The sequence below is a fragment of the Pseudomonas sp. LBUM1656 genome (genome assembly GCF_059716065.1).
The window spans coordinates 3,813,593-3,826,038 of the sequence record NZ_CP166800.1 but is presented as its reverse complement, the minus strand read 5'-3'; the positions used below and the strand labels follow the sequence as shown (position 1 = coordinate 3,826,038).

Below are 12,446 nucleotides of genomic sequence, written 5' to 3'. Positions count from 1 at the left end.
ATAACAACACGCGGAGGCCCATCATCATGGCCAACCTGAAAATCAAGAATCTGCAAAAAGGCTTCGAAGGCTTTTCCATCATCAAAGGCATCGACCTGGAAGTGAACGACAAGGAATTCGTGGTCTTCGTCGGCCCGTCGGGCTGCGGTAAATCCACGTTGCTGCGCCTGATTGCCGGACTGGAAGAAGTCAGCGGCGGCACCATCGAACTGGATGGCCGTGACATTACTGAAGTCAGCCCGGCCAAGCGCGACCTGGCGATGGTGTTCCAGACCTACGCCCTGTACCCGCACATGAGCGTGCGCAAAAACATGTCGTTCGCCCTCGACCTGGCCGGCGTGCCGAAAGCCGAAGTCGAGAAAAAAGTCGGCGAAGCAGCGCGCATCCTTGAACTGGGGCCGATGCTCGAGCGCAAACCGAAGCAGCTGTCCGGCGGCCAGCGTCAACGCGTAGCCATCGGCCGCGCCATCGTGCGCAACCCGAAAATCTTCCTGTTCGACGAACCGCTGTCCAACCTCGACGCCGCGCTACGGGTGCAGATGCGCCTGGAACTGTCGCGCCTGCACAAAGAGCTGCAGGCGACGATGATCTACGTGACTCACGACCAGGTCGAAGCCATGACACTCGCCACCAAAGTGGTGGTGTTGAACGGCGGTCGGATCGAGCAGATCGGCTCGCCACTGGAGCTCTATCACCAGCCTGCCAACCTGTTCGTGGCAGGCTTCCTGGGCACCCCAAAAATGGGTTTTCTCAAGGCCTCCGTGACGTCCAACAGTCATCAGGGTGTCGAGGTCGAGCTGGCCTCCGGTCGACGTCTGCTCATCCCTCGTGATGCAAGCACCTTGGTGGTAGGTAGCGAAGTCACCGTCGGTATACGCCCCGAACACCTGCGTCTGGACGAGCAAGGACAGTTGCCAATCATCACCGACGTCACCGAACGCCTGGGCAGCGACACGTTCTGCCACGTCGTCGCGACCTCTGGTGAGGCACTCACGGTCCGCGTGAATGGTGACTGCGAGGTCGCTTATGGCGAACCGCGCCGGGTTGCGCTGGACGTGCTGCATTGCCACTTGTTCGACGAGCACGGCAAAGCGCTGGCTCCACTGATGCGTCTCGCCGCCTGACCTCTACGCCAACCATGCCCTCGATCGGGCGAACCGAATTTCAGAAAACGGATGAACCATCAATGAAACGACTAGAAGGTAAAAGCGCGCTCGTCACCGGATCTGCCCGAGGCATTGGCCGGTCTTTTGCCCAGGCTTACATTCGCGAGGGGGCGACGGTCGCTATCGCGGACATCAACCTGGAGCGCGCTCAAGCCACGGCCACCGAGCTGGGGCCAAACGCCTACGCTGTCGAGATGGACGTTACCCGCCAGGCGTCCATCGATGCGGCCATTGCCGCTGTCATCGCGCAGACAGGCAAGCTGGATATCTTGATTAACAACGCCGCACTGTTCGACCTTGCGCCCATCATCGATATCACCCGCGACAGCTTCGAGCGCCTGTTTTCGATCAATGTCGCAGGAACGCTTTTCACCCTCCAGGCAGCGGCGCGTCAGATGATCAGTCAGGGCCACGGCGGCAAGATCATCAACATGGCCAGCCAGGCGGGACGAAGAGGGGAGGCCCTCGTGGGTGTGTATTGCGCGACCAAGGCGGCCGTGATCAGCCTTACCCAATCCGCAGGCCTGGACCTGATCAAGCATGGGATCAACGTGAACGCCATCGCGCCAGGCGTCGTCGATGGTGAACATTGGGACGGCGTCGATGCAATGTTTGCCCGCTATGAGAATCGGCCATTGGGTGAAAAGAAAAAGCTCGTGGGTCAGGAAGTGCCCTTTGGGCGGATGGGCACCGCTGACGACCTGACGGGCATGGCGATTTTCCTCGCATCGTCCGAGAGCGAATACGTGGTGGCTCAGACCTACAATGTCGACGGTGGTAACTGGATGAGCTGACATCGCAGCGTTCAGCGCCGGCGTGGCGAAGGTGCAATGCCTTCGCTACGCCGGGTGTAGTGATTACGTCGGTGGTGGGCCGATATCGACCCATAGCTGTCGGTCAGCACCGGCAGAAATCGGCCATATGGACCTTCGACTATCGTTTCAACACAAACATGGGCCAGAGCGCCAAAATCGCGCATCCTGACGCTCAGATCGGAGGAATTCGACCTGCCGACCTCCCACGAATGCGCAGGGTCCTCGGACTCAACAGGTCTTCAGCATCCTGCTAGGGCAACGAGTCGCGCTTGGCGAAGATGCTTGCCATTTCCGCCGCGTTCTCGGTTCCCCAAGTGCACAGCGGGACGATCGCGTCAGACAGGCTGCGACCGAGCAGGGTCAGCGTGTAGTCCACGCGCGGGGGCACTTCTTTGTAGTCGGTCCGCGCCAGCACGTGGTCGGCTTCCAGATCCTTTAATTGCTGGATCAGCACCTTATCGCTAACGCCCGGGATCAAACGCTTGAGCTCGCCGTAGCGCTTCGGGCCGTCACGCAGGAAAAACAAGACCAGCGGTTTCCACTTGCCCGAGATGATGCGCAGCGTGGCGTTGAGCCCGCAACCGGTACCGCAGATTTCAGAAGTCGTCGTCATTTTTTGATACTTACCTAAAGGTGCATACTTGTCCTTAGGTTATCAGAGCTGCATCCTCGTCCTCAAGCAAGCAATTTCCTGCTTGGGTACGAATCCAACGAAGGATGCACGACATGACCAGACTGAATGGAAAGACCGCCGTGATCACCGGCGGCGCTACCGGCATCGGCCGCGCTGCGGCAAAGCGCTTCATCGAGGAGGGCGCCTTTGTCTTCATCTTCGGCCGTCGGCAGGAAGCGCTCGACGCCGCTGTAGCCGAACTCGGGCCCAATGCCCGCGCGGTGAAGGGCTCTGTCTCCGATCTGGCCGACCTCGACCGACTTTACGCGGCGGTGAAGGCCGAGCGCGGAACCCTCGACATCGTCTTCGCCAATGCCGGGGCGGGAAGCCAGCTTGCGCTCGGGAAAATCACCGCCGAGCACATTGACGAAATCTTCGAAACCAACGTGAAGGGTTTGATCTTCACGGTTCAGAAGGCGCTACCTCTGATGGGGCAGGGCGGTTCGATCATTCTGACCGGATCGAGCGCCGGCACCACGGGCGCCCCGGCATTCAGCGTCTACAGCGCAAGCAAGGCGGCAGTGCGCAACCTCGCGCGGACCTGGGCCGAGGACCTGAAGGGTACCGGCATCCGGGTAAACGTTTTGTCGCCCGGACCGACTGCGACCGAGCTTGCGAAGGAAGCGCTAGGCGAGGAAGGCATGAAGGTCTTCGCCTCGATGAATCCGCTTCAGCGCATGGCCGATCCGTCGGAGATCGGAGCGGCGGCCGCGTTTCTCGCATCGCAGGACAGCAGCTTCATGACCGCAAGTGAGGTCGCCGTCGACGGCGGCCTGGCGCAAATCTGACTCGCCACGCCCGCTGGTCACTCCATCGATATTTGGAACCCGCAGGGCGTGGAAAGCCCAAGGAGAATTTATGAACTATGCAATTATCGGCTTCGGCAATATCGGCCAGGCCCTGGCCAAGGCGTTTGCCCGCCATGGCATCGAAGTGTCCGTTGCAACCACGCGCGACCCGCAAAGCTTTGCATCCACTGCGCCGCTATCGGACCCCAGATCATTCCCAAAACACTGGCGCACGCGGTCAAGGCGGACGTCGTCTTTCTGGCTGTCCGTTTCGAGTCGCACCCGGATGTCGCGAAGGTGCTGCCGACCTGGAAGGGAAAGACCATCATCGATGTGACCAATGCCTACGGAGTGTCCCCTGAGGAACTGGGAGGAGAGCCTTCTTCCAGAGTCGTCGCGCAGGCCTTCGCAGGTGGACGACTGGTCAAGGGCTTCAACCATTTGGGCGCCGCCGTCCTTGGCCAGGATCCGACCGTGAAGGGTGGCAGGAGAGTCGTGTTTCTGGCGAGCGACGATGACGGCGCCGCTGCGGAGATTGGTGCGCTGGCGGAAAACCTCGGTTTCTCGCCGATCAACCTGGGCGGGCTTTCGGAAGGTGGGTTGCTTGTGCAGGCGCGCGGAAATAGCTGGGGTCAATTGATCTTCAAGGACTTGGTCAAGTTCGACTGATGAATCGCTATCGCAAATGTTGATGCGGTCCTGGCCACAACTTATGTGACCAGGTAAGTGCTCAATAATGAAGGAGAGGAATGATGATGCTTGATAATGAAAGAATAATCAGAGATCTCTGCGCCGCCGCAGAAGGGCAAGGAACGGACATCGAGAAGTTTGTTTCCATGTTCTCGGAGGAAGGATACATGTGGGATATGGCATCCGGCATGAAGTTTCGCGGGAAAGCCATTGGTGAGTCTATCGCGGGTATGGTCAGTGCGTTCCCCGATGTCCACCGTGAGATATTTAACATCCATGTCGCGGGAGATGTCGTCGTTGTCGAACTCGCGATTCGGGGAACGCACAAAGGTGATCTGCCTCTTGCTTCAGGGACTCTGGCTCCCACGGGCAAGACGATAGATGTCCCGTCCTGCGATGTTTTCCACCTCGAAGGTGGGAAGGTCATCTCTTTCCATTGCTACAACGAGGCTTCCGCGATGCAGCACCAACTTGGCCTTGTACCCGGCTGAATGACCGACACTACGCGATCCAATGTGAACGCAATGGAGACGTCTTTATGAGCATTCAAAAGAATATCCAGATTGTGAAAGACTTTTTTGCAGCAATGGGCGGAGGCGACAGGCAAGGTCTGCTGGCGATGTCTGCCGAAGATATCGAGTGGATCATTCCGGGAGAGGGCTGGCCGCTGGCCGGCACGCACCGAGGGCACGCGGGATTGACACACGTGCTTCAGAAGGCTGCCGCTGAGATGGAAATTTCATCCCCGAAGCCCCCTGAGTTCGTGGCGCAGGGAGACCGGGTACTGGTCGTCGGCTTCGCTACGGGGAAAGTCAAAGCTACGAACCGGACGTTTGAGGACTCTTTTGTCTTCGCCATCACTGTTCGCAATGGCAAGCTGACGAACATCCGGGAGTATGTCGACACCCAAGCAATGGCGCGTGCATCAGAAATGGTCGCGAGCCCTCGGACCTGAGTCATCGGAACCGATACCCACTCATTTACGCGCCGTGACAGGGCGCGTTCGCCGCCTGCTCATCCCCCGCTCTCAGGAAAGATGCACCCACCATTGCGGACCAGCGCCTTCACTTCCTCGCTCACCTGCGTGGGGTTTTGACTGAATCGAGCCACTAAATCCTCGTGGCGCCGCACGTACGACTTTGAATCATGCTTCGCGCTCCAGAGCACAATGTTGATCACAATGGGAATGAGGTCCAGGCCCTTCTCGGTCAACGTGTAAAAGTCCTTGCGCCTGTCGTCGGGGCTGGGCGCCTTCGAGAGAACGCCTTGTTCCTCAAGAAAGGCAAGTCGGGAAGCAAGAACATTGGTCGCGATTCCCTCTTCCGATTTCAGAAACTGGCCGTACGTCTTCTTTCCAACAAAAACGATGTCGCGAATGATCAAGAGGGACCACCGGTCGCCGAAAATCTCCACGCCGTAGTTCACCGCGCAATGGGATCGAAAGTCTTCTTTAAGAGTTGTCTTCATGGTTGGATCTTAGCATCGCTTGCATGTCGCAAGTAAAACCCTGTTGATCACTTGCATTTTGCAAGTAAAGCGACCAGCATGGATCGTACGTTGAGTGCACCCGTGGCGCCATTTCTCGCGTCACTTCACTCACAAGGAGCATTAACATGCACGTTTTCGTCACTGGAGGGACCGGCCATTCCGGTCCGTATATCATTTCCGACCTCATTGCCGCCGGTCACCAGGTCACTGCGCTTGCCCGGTCGGACAAGTCCGCAGAGGCGGTGTCTGCGCTTGGCGCCAAGGTGCGTCGCGGCGACCTCGATGATCTCGACGGGTTAAAAGCGGCGGCAGTGGATTCCGACGGTGTCATTCACGTCGCGCACAGGCAAGACCTGCTTCCCACCGGAGGCCTCGACGCGGTGGCTGCCGCGGAGCAGGCGATCATGCTCGCATACGGCGAGGCACTGAAGGGGACCGGAAAGCCGCTGGTCACGTCTGGAAGTATCGGCTCGCCGGGTTGGGAACATCTTGGCCGTCCAGCAACCGAGGAGGATCCCACCCTTTTTCTGGCGGCGAGAAGTTCAAGGGCACCTTGCGAGTTCGTAACATCGTCGAAACGACCGTACTCGGTCTCGCCAAGCAAGGCGTGCGGTCCTCGGTCGTGCGGATTCCTACCATCATGCACAGCACGACCGACAACGCCGGCTTCCTCCCGATACTGATCGGACTTGCGAAGGAGAAGGGCGTCGTAGGCTATCCCGGTGACGGTAAGAATAACTGGTCGGCCGTGCACGCCCGCGACCTCGCCGCCGTGTTTCGTCTGGCGCTGGAGAAGGGCCCTGCCGGCAAAAATTGGCACGCGGTTGCGGACGAGGCTATTTCGTTCCGCGAGATCGCCGAGGCCATTGGCAGCCGTCTGGGCGTGCCGGCCGTGAGCATTCCAGCGGACGTCCTGATGCTGCCGGGATACTTTGGGTTCCTCGCGAATCTGGTCACGCTGGACCTTCCGGCGTCCAACCTCATCACCCGTCAAATCCTCGGATGGAAGCCTGCTCAACCCGGCCTGCTCGAGGACATGGATAACGGCCATTATTTCCCTGCCGACTGAGTTGAATTGAGTTGAGCAGGCAGCCGGGTCGCAACGGGTCCGGCGGCCCATTGGAGCAACGGAAAACACCCTGATTCACGAGGAAACTGTACATGAGCACTATCAGTATTATCGGTTCAGGAGGCATGGCCGCAGCGATCGCCGGTCGTACCGTCAAAGCTGGACATACCGTTGAAGTGATCAGCCGCGACCCCGCCAAGGCGCAGGCACTGGCCGACAAGCTCGCAGACGGAGCGACCACAGGGACGTACGGGGCCGCGCCGGCCGGCGACATCGTCATCCTCGCCGTGCCGTACACCGGTGCGGCGGCGGTGGTGGCTGATTACGGGGACGCGCTCGACGGCAAGGTGATCATCGACATCACCAACACGGCCTCTCCGGACCTCACGGGCCTCGTCTCTCCCGCCGGCAGTTCTGGTGCGCAGGAGATCGCCAGGATCTTGCCTGCCGGTGCGCATGTCGTGAAGGCGTTCAACACCCTCTTCGGCCACGTCCTTGCCAAGGGTGGGCGCCTCGACGCGTTCATCGCCGCCGACGATCCGGAGGCCAAGGCGCGCGTCTCGACGTTTATCGAGAGTCTAGGGTTGCGTCCGTTGGATGTCGGCGGCCTGCACATGGCCCAGACGCTCGAGGCCCTAGGCCTGATGATGATCGGCCTGGCGAAAAACGGCGCCGGCACTTGGGACATCGCCTTGAATGTCGATATCGGCTGAATCGCCGACACCACGCCCCTCACCGGCAGGCCCACAAGGTATCTGATCAGAACGGACGCGATCAGATGCGAGAGAAACGGAGAGATTTCGATGAACACACAAAAGAATGTCCAGGCTGTTAAGGACTTCTTTACCGCTATGGGCGGCAGCGATAAGCGAGATCTACTGGCGCTGACTTCCGAAGATATTGAATGGATCATTCCGGGCGAGGACTGGCCGCTGGCTGGCACGTATCGCGGGCACGCGGGATTGGCAGATCTGCTTCAGAAGGCTTCCGAAAAGATGGAAACATCAGTCATGGAATTCCATGAATTCGTGGCGCAGGGAGACCGGGTTCTGGTCGTCGGCTTCGCCAAGGGAAAAATTAAAGCCACGAACAGGACGTGGGAGGACGATTGGGTCTTCGCCATTACTGTGCGAAATGGAAAGCTGACGCACATCCGGGAGTATATCGATACGCAAGCACTGGCGTGGGCCTGCGAGATGGACGCGAGCCCCTTGCCCTGAACCATTGAGCCACCCGAAACAATGGAGGATTGATGATGCTTAACAATAAAGAAATTATCAGAGAACTGTACGCCGCCGGGGAGGGAAGCGGGAAGGACATCGCGAAGTTTGTCTCCTTCTTCTCGGAAGAAGGATACATGTGCGACATTCCTACCGGATTGAAATTGCATGGGAAGGCTATTGGCGACGCTATCGACGCATTCGCAAGTGCATTTCCTGATGTTCACCGCGAGCTATTCAACCTCTATGTCGCGGAGAATGTCGTCGTTGTCGAGCTCGCAATTCGCGGGACGCATAAAGGTGAGCTGACACTTGCCTCAGGGACTGTCGCTCCAACGGGCAAGACAATAGATGTTCCGTGCTGTGACGTTTTTCACCTGGAGGGTGGCAAGGTCATATCCTTTAATTGCTACAACGCGGCTTCCGTAATGCAGCAGCAACTTGGCCTTGCCAGCAGCTGATGAGCGGCGCTGGGGACTGCATCCTTGCTTTCAGCGAATGGTAGCTTCTGGCGGAGAGCTGGGTTGTTGGCACAGCTTTCGGTACCGACATAGTGAAGGTGCAATGCCTTCACTATGCCGGTTTCAGTGATTACGTCGGTGGAACGAGGTTATCCAGCATCCGATTCACCGCCAGCTCCCCGAGCATGATGACCTGCTGAAGCGCCAGCAACGTATTGCGATGGGAGCCCTCCATCAACCCCGCGATGTCGCTGGCCATGACACTGGCCGACGCCATCGACTCACACGCTTGCACCAGCAAGGTTTCGTCGTCGACATCCGGGTCAATCATGAAAATGGTGCTGGGTTTGCGTGGTGTGTTGTTCATGAGCGCTGCCGGGTTGAGGTAGAAATTGAGCGCGCGTTCGGCGGCTTCGTGCAGTTTTCTTGAGTCGAGGGTTTCGTAGGGGGAGGCCGGATCGGTGTCCGGTGGATTGGGTGTAACTTTGAACATGATTTGGGTCCTTAAAGTGAGAGCTACCACCGCTTCTCTACTAATAAGGAGAGGTGGCAGCTGTGCGCAGGTTAGTAGACCGGGGACCCAAGGAGCCGGCGCGCCCGAGGGCGCCCTACGCACAGCCACCATAAAGTGCAGGGATGAGATACCTGACTGTCTGATGCGCTATGCGCCTTGGATAAACCACGGGCTACTAAACCCGATCACTGATAATCAGTGACGGGGATCAAGTTACCGAGGGGGTCCAAGACGCACAAGCCGGCGGATTCTGGCGTAACCGTAGGCAACGGCGCAAGGATTTGTAGCCTTTGGGAAGTAACGCGGAGTGTCGTTAAACAACGGCGTTAAACATGCAAGCGCTTGCTTTCAACGTCTGGACGCTGACGGTCTACAGGCACGGCCATCAACCCAAAGCGACCAGCCGTCTGTCATCCCGGCTGCATTCGCACATTGACATATCGGGAAATGCCGATATGATCGCGGCATGGAATTACTCGAAATATTCAAAGCTCTCTCGAACCGTACGCGCCTTGAAATCCTGAAAGGTTTGAAGGACCCAGCCAAGAACTTCCCTCCGCAGGATGAAGGGGACGTTCATACGGTGGGAGTCTGCGTCAGCAGTATTCAAGAAGGTGTCGGACTGTCGCAGTCAACGGTTTCTGATTATCTTGCGACTTTGCAACGGGTGGGCCTGGTCGACGTCACGCGCATCGGTCAGTGGACCTATTACAAGCGGAATGAAGCAACCATCCGTGTTCTAGCGGAGATCATAGGGAAAGAGCTGTAATTTTTTGTCACATTATATCGAAAAATCCCGATATCCCTTTTTGTCGAAATGAGGATTTGCAAATGAGATAGCACACGGAGCGGGTCACGTCCCAGTGCCCGCCGCAGCGGTGAGGATTCTCGCCGTTGAGAAAGAACTGATATTTTTTTGCCACGTCATATCGAAAAATACCGATATCCCTTTTTGTCGAAACGAGGATCAAAAATGAAAGCGTTGATACTTAACTCATTTGGCGGGCCGGAATCGTTCGAGCTGTGCGAGGTGCCCAAGCCAGTTCCCCGTGCGGGACAAGTCCTGGTGCGGGTACACGCAACCTCCATCAATCCGTTGGATTACCAGGTTCGACGTGGCGATTATCCCGACCTGGTGCAACTGCCGGCCATTACCGGACACGACGTATCGGGCGTTGTCGAAGCAGTCGGGCCGGGTGTGACGTCCTTCGTGCCTGGAGACGAAGTCTGGTACACACCGCAAATATTTGACGGGCCAGGAAGTTACGCCGAGTACCACGTTGCGGCCGAAAGCATTATCGGGAAAAAGCCACCATCACTGAGTCATCTTGAGGCGGCAAGCCTGACCCTGGTGGGTGGGACGGCGTGGGAAGCACTGGTCGTGCGTACAGCACTCAGAGTGGGGGAAAGCATCCTGGTACATGGCGGCGCGGGAGGCGTCGGTCATGTGGCGATCCAAATGGCAAAAGCCATGGGGGCAAAGGTGTTCACCACAGTGCGTGAAGCAAACGTTGAGTTCGCTCGAAGTCTGGGTGCCGACGTGATCATCGACTATGAAAAGGAAGATTATGTCGACGCGATCATGCGGGAAACGGGTGGCCGAGGAGTCGATGTCGTGTTCGACACCATCGGCGGCAATACATTGTCGCGCAGTCCCGACGCGCTCGCGCAGCTTGGCCGTGTGGTCTCGATTGTGGACATTGCACAGCCACAAAACGTCGTTCAGGCCTGGGGCAAGAACGCCAGCTATCACTTCGTTTTCACAAGACAAAACCGCGGCAAGCTTGATGAGTTGAGCGCACTGATAGAGCGCGGTCAGCTGCGGCCACATGTTGGCGCCGTCTATTCGCTTGCCGACATTGCGCTCGCCCATGCCCGGCTGGAGAGTCCCAACAACGGTATCCAGGGAAAAATCGCGATTGCAGTCGAGCCATAGGCTCATCCCGTTAGTGCGTATTTTGAACCGTTGAACTCACTTAAAGGCACGCCATGATTTATGAAATCGCTCTTCTCCCGGTACACAAAGAACGGATTGAAACGTTCAGATGTGCATTTGCCGAGGTCGCGCCTTTGCTCACCCGCGCAAAGGGCTACGGCGGCCACTTGCTCGCGCAAGGCATCGAAACCCCGCAGCTATTCAACCTGATCGTGCGCTGGGCTTCACTCGAGGATCACACGCCAGGCTTCGAAGAGAGTGAAGACCATCGGATGTTCATGATGGGCTTGCAGGAATATTTTTCGGAAGAACCGACGGTCTATCACATTGAGGGGGCCGCTTTTGCTACAGGCGAACATCATGAACCTGACAGTGCCGTTGGCATGAGTAATATCCGTACTAAAAGTTTGTAGCTTTGAAGCGACTGGGCCGTTTTCGGAAATGTGCAGTCTTGTTGTCGACTGATTTGTAGTGATCGGGAGCGGCCCGGTGGCGCTTACGGCAGTTCAATCAGCTCTCAGAGGCGACGATTGAGTCGTCACTGGATTCAGCCGCCAGTTTCAATCGGTCGGCTTTACTGATGTATTTGGTCTTGTTTGCCGGTGCCAATTTGGCACTGGCCTTTTTGGCGTGCGCCTTTAACAACTGCTTTATCTTTTTTTGACGATTCATGTTTTCCACTCAACTTGAAATTCTTGAATGATGCCTTGCCTGATCGACGCTCGGCGACTGTTCGTACAAACCCTGCAACCGGCTCACGCCAGCAGTTCGGTAATCCATCGGGCCTGCCGGGCGACGTCTTGCATCTTCTCTTCGGGAACGGCCTGCCGCGCTCGGGCGAAGTGGGTCAGGGTTTGCTGCTTGTGGCGCAGTATGCGCTGCCACTTGACCAGGAACGCCGGGCTGCGTGTCTGCATTTGCAGCGGGCCGAAGTACAGCTCTTCGGCGGTGTACATCACCGGTCCGGCGCGCTCGGCGACGATGATCTCGTAGAAGAAGCGGTTTTCCCGCAGCAGTTCCTCGCAGAGGATGCGGTAACCGTTGTCCATCAGCCATTGGCGCAGGGGTTGTTCGCCGCCGTTGGGCTGCAGGATCAGGCGTTCCTGGCCGCTCAGGTGCGCCTTGCCGCTGTCGAGGATGTCGCGGATCGTCTCGCCGCCCATGCCGCAGATGCTGATCGCCGTGATCCGGTCTTCCGGCTCGATGGCCGCCAGGCCATTGGCCAGGCGCACGGTGATGTGCGGGTCCAGGCCACTCTCGCGCACGGTGCGTTCGGCCGAGTGGAACGGCGTCAACGCCACTTCGCCGGCCACTGCCGACGCGATGGCGCCCCGGCGCATCAACGCCACCGGCAGGTAGCCGTGGTCCGAGCCAATATCGGCCAGGTGCGCACCGGCCGGCACATGCGCCGCCACGCGCTCCAGGCGCATGGACAATGTCTGTTCGTTCAACCGCAACCCCTTTTCACCACGAACGTCCGGCAGGTTGGCCGAATCGGGCCGCCATTCTGTCGAGCAATGCCGTGCATTTCAAATTCTTGCGACCGGGGCCATGGCTCGACCCGGCTATTGAACTGATTACATTGCGTATCAACTGAAATGCGCATCAGCGGCATTATCACAACAG

The 12,446-nt window shown here is 58.1% G+C and carries 19 protein-coding genes and 1 pseudogene; 15 read left to right on the top strand and 5 right to left on the bottom strand.

Annotated features, from left to right (window positions below; genetic code table 11):
* The first annotated feature begins 26 nt into the window (after positions 1 to 26).
* Together ACA072_RS17350 and ACA072_RS17345 are read left to right on the top strand one after the other, a co-directional pair.
* Positions 27 to 1,124 carry an ABC transporter ATP-binding protein gene (locus tag ACA072_RS17350; RefSeq protein WP_497619327.1) on the top strand — a complete coding sequence of 366 codons (1,098 nt, stop codon included), beginning with the start codon at positions 27 to 29 and terminating at the stop codon, positions 1,122 to 1,124.
* 62 nt (positions 1,125 to 1,186) lie between these two features.
* Complete coding sequence (locus ACA072_RS17345; RefSeq protein WP_497619325.1) at positions 1,187 to 1,960, top strand: L-iditol 2-dehydrogenase; 774 nt, start codon at positions 1,187 to 1,189, stop codon at positions 1,958 to 1,960.
* A 271-nt stretch (positions 1,961 to 2,231) separates the two neighbouring features.
* On the opposite strand, the gene ACA072_RS17340 is transcribed toward ACA072_RS17345, so the two are convergent.
* Positions 2,232 to 2,594: a winged helix-turn-helix transcriptional regulator gene (locus tag ACA072_RS17340; protein WP_497619323.1), complete on the bottom strand. Its 363-nt coding sequence runs from the start codon at positions 2,592 to 2,594 to the stop codon at positions 2,232 to 2,234.
* Positions 2,595 to 2,707: 113 nt separating this feature from the next.
* On the opposite strand from ACA072_RS17340, the gene ACA072_RS17335 reads away from it, so the two are divergent.
* The 5 genes and pseudogenes from ACA072_RS17335 to ACA072_RS17315 all read left to right on the top strand — a co-directional run bounded on the left by ACA072_RS17335 (position 2,708) and on the right by ACA072_RS17315 (position 5,087).
* A complete protein-coding gene (locus tag ACA072_RS17335) occupies positions 2,708 to 3,442 on the top strand; it encodes an SDR family NAD(P)-dependent oxidoreductase (RefSeq protein WP_497619321.1) in 735 nt (244 codons plus the stop codon).
* A 70-nt stretch (positions 3,443 to 3,512) separates the two neighbouring features.
* Positions 3,513 to 3,724 (top strand): annotated as a pseudogene (locus ACA072_RS17330) (NAD(P)-binding domain-containing protein); the annotation flags it as partial.
* Positions 3,725 to 3,739: 15 nt separating this feature from the next.
* Complete coding sequence (locus ACA072_RS17325; protein WP_497625059.1) at positions 3,740 to 4,111, top strand: NADPH-dependent F420 reductase; 372 nt, start codon at positions 3,740 to 3,742, stop codon at positions 4,109 to 4,111.
* A gap of 80 nt (positions 4,112 to 4,191) precedes the next feature.
* Entirely contained in the window at positions 4,192 to 4,623 is a 432-nt protein-coding gene (locus ACA072_RS17320) for a nuclear transport factor 2 family protein (RefSeq protein WP_497619319.1), read from the top strand.
* 47 nt (positions 4,624 to 4,670) lie between these two features.
* The gene (locus ACA072_RS17315; protein ID WP_497619317.1) at positions 4,671 to 5,087 is read left to right on the top strand and encodes a nuclear transport factor 2 family protein; all 417 of its coding nucleotides are present in this window, start codon (positions 4,671 to 4,673) and stop codon (positions 5,085 to 5,087) included.
* A gap of 59 nt (positions 5,088 to 5,146) precedes the next feature.
* Here ACA072_RS17315 and ACA072_RS17310 read toward each other — a convergent pair whose 3' ends face one another.
* The gene (locus ACA072_RS17310) at positions 5,147 to 5,599 is read right to left on the bottom strand and encodes a winged helix-turn-helix transcriptional regulator (protein ID WP_497619315.1); all 453 of its coding nucleotides are present in this window, start codon (positions 5,597 to 5,599) and stop codon (positions 5,147 to 5,149) included.
* A 146-nt stretch (positions 5,600 to 5,745) separates the two neighbouring features.
* Between ACA072_RS17310 and ACA072_RS17305 the strand changes: the two genes are divergently transcribed.
* The 5 genes from ACA072_RS17305 (at position 5,746) to ACA072_RS17285 (ending at position 8,370) form a co-directional block, all read left to right on the top strand.
* Positions 5,746 to 6,303, top strand: coding sequence for an NmrA family NAD(P)-binding protein (locus ACA072_RS17305; protein WP_497619313.1), 558 nt, complete (start codon positions 5,746 to 5,748; stop codon positions 6,301 to 6,303).
* The gene (locus ACA072_RS17300) at positions 6,261 to 6,689 is read left to right on the top strand and encodes a Rossmann-fold NAD(P)-binding domain-containing protein (protein WP_497619311.1); all 429 of its coding nucleotides are present in this window, start codon (positions 6,261 to 6,263) and stop codon (positions 6,687 to 6,689) included. The genes ACA072_RS17305 and ACA072_RS17300 overlap by 43 nt, the downstream gene beginning before the upstream one ends.
* A gap of 92 nt (positions 6,690 to 6,781) precedes the next feature.
* The gene (locus ACA072_RS17295) at positions 6,782 to 7,402 is read left to right on the top strand and encodes an NADPH-dependent F420 reductase (protein WP_497619309.1); all 621 of its coding nucleotides are present in this window, start codon (positions 6,782 to 6,784) and stop codon (positions 7,400 to 7,402) included.
* A gap of 90 nt (positions 7,403 to 7,492) precedes the next feature.
* Positions 7,493 to 7,909 (top strand): nuclear transport factor 2 family protein, encoded by a 417-nt coding sequence (locus ACA072_RS17290; RefSeq protein ID WP_497619307.1) that lies wholly within the window; start codon positions 7,493 to 7,495, stop codon positions 7,907 to 7,909.
* 32 nt (positions 7,910 to 7,941) lie between these two features.
* Positions 7,942 to 8,370, top strand: coding sequence for an ester cyclase (locus ACA072_RS17285; protein ID WP_497619305.1), 429 nt, complete (start codon positions 7,942 to 7,944; stop codon positions 8,368 to 8,370).
* 130 nt (positions 8,371 to 8,500) lie between these two features.
* On the opposite strand, the gene ACA072_RS17280 is transcribed toward ACA072_RS17285, so the two are convergent.
* Positions 8,501 to 8,863, bottom strand: a complete 363-nt coding sequence (locus tag ACA072_RS17280; RefSeq protein WP_497619303.1) for a DUF6124 family protein — start codon at positions 8,861 to 8,863, stop codon at positions 8,501 to 8,503.
* Positions 8,864 to 9,350: 487 nt separating this feature from the next.
* On the opposite strand from ACA072_RS17280, the gene ACA072_RS17275 reads away from it, so the two are divergent.
* The 3 genes from ACA072_RS17275 to ACA072_RS17265 all read left to right on the top strand — a co-directional run bounded on the left by ACA072_RS17275 (position 9,351) and on the right by ACA072_RS17265 (position 11,233).
* Positions 9,351 to 9,653, top strand: a complete 303-nt coding sequence (locus tag ACA072_RS17275) for an ArsR/SmtB family transcription factor (RefSeq protein ID WP_109632588.1) — start codon at positions 9,351 to 9,353, stop codon at positions 9,651 to 9,653.
* A 204-nt stretch (positions 9,654 to 9,857) separates the two neighbouring features.
* On the top strand, positions 9,858 to 10,820 hold the full coding sequence (locus tag ACA072_RS17270; protein WP_497619301.1) for a zinc-dependent alcohol dehydrogenase family protein: 963 nt from the start codon (positions 9,858 to 9,860) through the stop codon (positions 10,818 to 10,820).
* A gap of 53 nt (positions 10,821 to 10,873) precedes the next feature.
* Positions 10,874 to 11,233, top strand: a complete 360-nt coding sequence (locus ACA072_RS17265; protein ID WP_497619299.1) for an antibiotic biosynthesis monooxygenase family protein — start codon at positions 10,874 to 10,876, stop codon at positions 11,231 to 11,233.
* Positions 11,234 to 11,330: 97 nt separating this feature from the next.
* Here the strand turns inward: ACA072_RS17265 and ACA072_RS17260 are convergent, their stop codons facing one another.
* Together ACA072_RS17260 and ACA072_RS17255 are read right to left on the bottom strand one after the other, a co-directional pair.
* Positions 11,331 to 11,492: a DUF2986 domain-containing protein gene (locus ACA072_RS17260; protein ID WP_497619298.1), complete on the bottom strand. Its 162-nt coding sequence runs from the start codon at positions 11,490 to 11,492 to the stop codon at positions 11,331 to 11,333.
* A gap of 83 nt (positions 11,493 to 11,575) precedes the next feature.
* Entirely contained in the window at positions 11,576 to 12,271 is a 696-nt protein-coding gene (locus ACA072_RS17255; protein WP_497619296.1) for a tRNA (adenine(22)-N(1))-methyltransferase, read from the bottom strand.
* Positions 12,272 to 12,446 lie beyond the last annotated feature (175 nt).

Bases quoted from the DNA above. Each gene is read 5' to 3' on its own strand.
- ACA072_RS17270 (WP_497619301.1), top strand. From the start codon at position 9,858: ATGAAAGCGTTGATACTTAACTCATTTGGCGGGCCGGAATCGTTCGAG.
- ACA072_RS17275 (WP_109632588.1), top strand. From the start codon at position 9,351: ATGGAATTACTCGAAATATTCAAAGCTCTCTCGAACCGTACGCGCCTT.
- ACA072_RS17315 (WP_497619317.1), top strand. From the start codon at position 4,671: ATGAGCATTCAAAAGAATATCCAGATTGTGAAAGACTTTTTTGCAGCA.
- ACA072_RS17320 (WP_497619319.1), top strand. From the start codon at position 4,192: ATGATGATGCTTGATAATGAAAGAATAATCAGAGATCTCTGCGCCGCC.
- ACA072_RS17285 (WP_497619305.1), top strand. From the start codon at position 7,942: ATGATGCTTAACAATAAAGAAATTATCAGAGAACTGTACGCCGCCGGG.
- ACA072_RS17350 (WP_497619327.1), top strand. From the start codon at position 27: ATGGCCAACCTGAAAATCAAGAATCTGCAAAAAGGCTTCGAAGGCTTT.
- ACA072_RS17290 (WP_497619307.1), top strand. From the start codon at position 7,493: ATGAACACACAAAAGAATGTCCAGGCTGTTAAGGACTTCTTTACCGCT.
- ACA072_RS17305 (WP_497619313.1), top strand. From the start codon at position 5,746: ATGCACGTTTTCGTCACTGGAGGGACCGGCCATTCCGGTCCGTATATC.
- ACA072_RS17260 (WP_497619298.1), bottom strand. From the start codon at position 11,492: ATGAATCGTCAAAAAAAGATAAAGCAGTTGTTAAAGGCGCACGCCAAA.
- ACA072_RS17340 (WP_497619323.1), bottom strand. From the start codon at position 2,594: ATGACGACGACTTCTGAAATCTGCGGTACCGGTTGCGGGCTCAACGCC.
- ACA072_RS17280 (WP_497619303.1), bottom strand. From the start codon at position 8,863: ATGTTCAAAGTTACACCCAATCCACCGGACACCGATCCGGCCTCCCCC.
- ACA072_RS17295 (WP_497619309.1), top strand. From the start codon at position 6,782: ATGAGCACTATCAGTATTATCGGTTCAGGAGGCATGGCCGCAGCGATC.
- ACA072_RS17265 (WP_497619299.1), top strand. From the start codon at position 10,874: ATGATTTATGAAATCGCTCTTCTCCCGGTACACAAAGAACGGATTGAA.
- ACA072_RS17310 (WP_497619315.1), bottom strand. From the start codon at position 5,599: ATGAAGACAACTCTTAAAGAAGACTTTCGATCCCATTGCGCGGTGAAC.
- ACA072_RS17300 (WP_497619311.1), top strand. From the start codon at position 6,261: ATGCACAGCACGACCGACAACGCCGGCTTCCTCCCGATACTGATCGGA.
- ACA072_RS17345 (WP_497619325.1), top strand. From the start codon at position 1,187: ATGAAACGACTAGAAGGTAAAAGCGCGCTCGTCACCGGATCTGCCCGA.
- ACA072_RS17335 (WP_497619321.1), top strand. From the start codon at position 2,708: ATGACCAGACTGAATGGAAAGACCGCCGTGATCACCGGCGGCGCTACC.